Below are 4,204 nucleotides of genomic sequence, written 5' to 3'. Positions count from 1 at the left end.
TGACCGCGGGAAACGCGATGGCGAGGGTCCGCAATCCATCGTCTACGAACCCAAGTTGGTGGTCAGGCAGTCAACGGCGAGAATAGGGTGATGAGGTTATGGTTTGAGCGTATACCTGTAAGGTTTGGGCACGTTGTACGTCCGTGTTCATGATGAGATGAAATACCTCCAAGGTTTTCTGAGGGCTCTGTTCAAAGTTATTCCTCTTTTTACGATACCTAAAGATTAGATCTTGTATGGATGTACGTATATGTGCTAGTATCACTGTGAATCCGGTTTCACACACCGGCGGCTGTCTCAGACTAGAAATGATTCTTAATCACCATAGGTGAGATTGGAGACAGGTTGGAAAGGCTATGTATTCCGAAGGGTAGTCCCATTGTGGATTTACTTGTACGGACATACGTACAACTGGGGGTGATGATGTGGAGCAGAAGATCCTGCTAGAAGCTCGGGGCATTCGCAAGGTGTTTCCGGGGACAATCGCGCTAGACGGGGTCAATTTAGAGATCAGGGCTGGCGAAATTCATGCTTTGATGGGCGAAAATGGCGCTGGGAAGTCGACATTTCTAAACGTTATAACAGGTTCCCTGCATCCTGATAGTGGGACAATTCGTGTGAAGGGCGTTGATGTTACCTTTACCTCTCCCATGGATGCTAGACGTAACGGGATCGCAATCGTGCATCAGGAATTGAGTTTGTTTCCTGAGATTTCTGTTATGGAAAATATCTTGGTGGGCATGACCCCGAGTCGCTACGGTCTGATGAACCGGCGAGAAATGGCAGAAATCTGTGACAAATACCTTCGTAGATTTGAAGTTCAGTTCAGCTTACAAACACTAGTACGCGACCTCAGCGTGTCACAACAGCAGATTGTAGAGATTGTGAAGGCGCTTGTTACAGGGGCGGAAGTGTACATTTTTGATGAGCCGACCTCAGCTTTGAGCGTTGACGATGCATCCCGTTTGTTCGTCGTGCTACGGGAGCTAAAGGCGATGGGCAAGGGAATTGTCTATGTGAGCCATAAGTTCGATGAAATCTTCCAACTGTCAGACCGGATATCGGTATTGCGTGATGGAAGAATGATTGGAACAGCTCCTACAAACGAACTGTCTTCTGACGATGTAATCCGTATGATGGTCGGACGTTCATTGGAAAGGATTTATCCGGCGAAGGGATCACCAGGAGAACAGCTGCTTCTGCAGGTAAAGGAACTAAACGCTGGCTCAAAGTGCAGGAATGTTACGTTTGATCTTCGCCAAGGTGAAATCTTGGGCGTGTTTGGCTTGGTCGGGTCTGGACGGACTGAAATTATGCGAGCACTGGTGGGGATCGACGCAAGAGTCTCAGGTAGCGTAGAGCTGGATGGTAAGGAAGTTCGTATACATTCAGTCCAAGACTCCATTCGACATGGGCTTTATTACTTAACTGAAGACCGCAAACAGCAGGGATTATTTCTTTCCATGTCAATCAGGGACAATGTAAGCGTTACACACCTAACGAACCTTTCAAAAGGTGGGTTTTTGAACCGGACACAGGCAGCTGAGATCTCTGCAAGTGTTATTCGTGACTTACGCGTAAAGTCCAGTTCCGATCAGCAACTCGTGGGAAGTCTAAGTGGTGGCAACCAGCAAAAAGTGATGATTGGCAAGTGGCTGTCTCTTCAACCGAAGGTAGTCATATTAGATGAACCTACACGAGGTATCGATGTTGGAGCTAAATCGGAGATTCACCAGTTGCTTCGCGAATTGGCCACGAGTGGAATAGGAATCATCGTCATATCATCTGAGTTGCCAGAAATTGTTGGTTTAAGCGACAGGGTATTGGTTGTCCACAATGGTACTGTCGCGGGTGAGTTACAGGGTGATCAGATTCGTGACGAGATTATTATGGAATATGCATCTGGACTTCATTCGTCAGCAGCGGGGTGAAAAGTTTGGAGAATCATCAGTTACAAACGGCTAGCGGAGATATACAGGCACGGGAGTTTAGGACGTCCTGGTTTCGCAAGCTTACGAAAATACGGGAGTTTACTATCCTTTTAGTAATTGTTGTTTTAGTGGTTGTCATGGCAATCATGACTCCATCATTTTTAAGTGTAGATAACATTGTGACAACCATCTTGAGTATTGTCATGACGGCAATTGTATCCGTGGGCATGACCGTGGCCCTGGTTTCCGGTGGTTTTGATTTGTCGGTTGGATCTGTCATGTCGATGGCAGGAGTCGTAACTGGAAGTCTCGCCTTAAATGGCATGAACATTTGGTTGGCGGCTATCTTCGGTCTTGTTGCCAGCGTTTGTTCAGGTATCGTTACAGGCTTATTTATCGGAAAGGTCAAAATCAACCCGTTCATTATGACTCTTGGTATGCAGGGCGTAATCCAGGGTGTTGCCTATGTTGTAACCCAAGGGGCTCCTTTGTCCGTAACCGGAGTTTCCAATTCGTTTCTCTTCTTAGGGCAGGGCAATATTCTAGGCATCCCTGTGTTGATATGGATTCTCGCCGTAATTGTCGTTGTATCAGATATTATACTGCGCAGAGCGGTGTCCGCTCGCAAAGTGTATTACATCGGAAGTAATGAGTCAGCTGCATTTTTGTCGGGTATTCGAGTTTCACGCGTGAAAGTATGGATTTATATCTTCACTGCACTTCTGGCAGGTATTTCTGGCATTTTAACGCTATCCCGCTTTAGTGTTGCAGCGCCGACGGCTGGACAAGGCATGGAATTACAGGCAATTGCCGCTTGTATTATCGGCGGAGCAAGTCTGAGTGGAGGTGAGGGCACAGTACTTGGAGCGCTTCTTGGTAGTGTTTTGGTTGGAATAGTAAATGACGCGCTTGTTCTGCTCAATGTTTCTGTTTACTGGCAAAGCCTGGTCACCGGCTTTGTGTTGATTGCTGCCGTGACGTTGGACGTGCTCGCACACCGTAAAAAAGCATCCTGAGGTATTTAGGAAAAGGGGGATATAACAATGAACATTCGTAAAAACAAGAAGAGATATGCTTCTATCGCCGCAGCTGCTGCCGCAGTGGTCTTGGGGCTAACTGGTTGTTCTACATCTTCGACTGGGACCAGTACGGCTTCCAGTGGATCGTCTGGTGCCTTTCATGGTTCAGCCAACGAGACCTACTATATGGTCACGTTTCTTTCTGGTATTGAGTATTGGAAAGGTGTTTATGCCGGCATGCAGGCTGCGGCAAAGGACCTCGGTGTGAAGACTGTTTTCACCGGGGCTCCACAGTACGATATTAATCAAGAGGTTACAACTATGCAGCAGGTCATCGCAAAGAAACCGGCGGGCATTATGGTGACATCCATCAATGCGCAAGCGCTCACTCCGGTTATTAATCAAGCAATTGCTGCAGGCATTCCAGTGATTAGTTTCGACTCCGACGCGCCTCAGAGTGAGCGCTATGCATATTTGGGAACCAGTAATGTCGAAGCTGGGCAAAAAGCTGCAGACTATCTGGGACAGCAGTTGAACGGGAAGGGTGAAGTGGCTGTCATAAGCACACCTGGGGAGTTGAATCTCGACCAACGCGTCCAGGGTTTTCGTCAAGAGATGTCACAGAAGTATCCTGGCATTAAAATTGTGGCTGTTCAGAACGGAAACTCCGATCAAATTAAGACGGCGCAAGTTACCTCGGCGCTATTGCAGTCCTATCCGGGTTTGGGCGGAATCTTTGCAACTGAGGCAGATGAAGGCACCGGTGCAGCAACTGCCGTTAAGGAAGCAAATAAAACGGGTAGCGTGAAGATTGTCTCTTTTGATACGGATAAAGCGACTCTTGACGCAATTAAAAGTGGTGAAATTACCGCAACGGTCGCGCAGGGTACGTGGAATATGGGGTTTTGGGGTTTAATGGACTTGTTCACTATTCACCATAATCTACTTACGCCTGTTGCAAACTGGAAACAATCTGGGGTTGATCCAGTTCCCCCGCAAGTTGATACAGGGGTAACCATCGTTACGAGCAAGAATGTAAACGCATATCTCAGCAAGTAACTTCACATGGTTATCACATGGGCGGAAGTGCTGTTGCATTTCCGTCCATTTCTTTAAGGCGATCAATCGCGGTGAGGAGATATTCTGTGTACAGTACTGTGCCCGCAAAGTACGTGGTGGTCAAAGAACAAATTAAAGAGTGGATCCGGAGTGGGAAAGTAAAACCGGGGGAGAAAATTTATTCGGAGAACGAGC

Annotated in this window: 3 protein-coding genes; all 3 read left to right on the top strand. The window is 47.4% G+C overall.

The annotated features are described in order from the left end of the window. The first annotated feature begins 425 nt into the window (after nucleotides 1-425). Genes BLU70_RS14020 through BLU70_RS14010 form a run of 3 tightly spaced genes read left to right on the top strand, consistent with a single transcriptional unit; the run spans nucleotide 426 to nucleotide 4,009 of the window. Nucleotides 426-1,931 (top strand): sugar ABC transporter ATP-binding protein, encoded by a 1,506-nt coding sequence (locus tag BLU70_RS14020; protein ID WP_074693970.1) that lies wholly within the window; start codon nucleotides 426-428, stop codon nucleotides 1,929-1,931. Between the two features lie 5 nt (nucleotides 1,932-1,936). Next, nucleotides 1,937-2,947 (top strand): ABC transporter permease, encoded by a 1,011-nt coding sequence (locus BLU70_RS14015; RefSeq protein ID WP_244885241.1) that lies wholly within the window; start codon nucleotides 1,937-1,939, stop codon nucleotides 2,945-2,947. 27 nt (nucleotides 2,948-2,974) lie between these two features. Then, nucleotides 2,975-4,009, top strand: coding sequence for a substrate-binding domain-containing protein (locus BLU70_RS14010; RefSeq protein ID WP_176780928.1), 1,035 nt, complete (start codon nucleotides 2,975-2,977; stop codon nucleotides 4,007-4,009). The last annotated feature ends 195 nt before the right edge of the window (nucleotides 4,010-4,204 follow it).

This window comes from Alicyclobacillus hesperidum, from assembly GCF_900107035.1.
GTDB lineage: Bacteria > Bacillota > Bacilli > Alicyclobacillales > Alicyclobacillaceae > Alicyclobacillus > Alicyclobacillus hesperidum.
The sequence above is the reverse complement of the archived record's forward strand: the minus strand, read 5'-3'. Positions and strand labels throughout refer to the sequence as shown.

What these genes read in the sequence shown, in the direction of transcription:
- BLU70_RS14010 (WP_176780928.1), top strand. Translation starts at nt 2,975, where the DNA reads ATGAACATTCGTAAAAACAAGAAGAGATATGCTTCTATCGCCGCAGCT.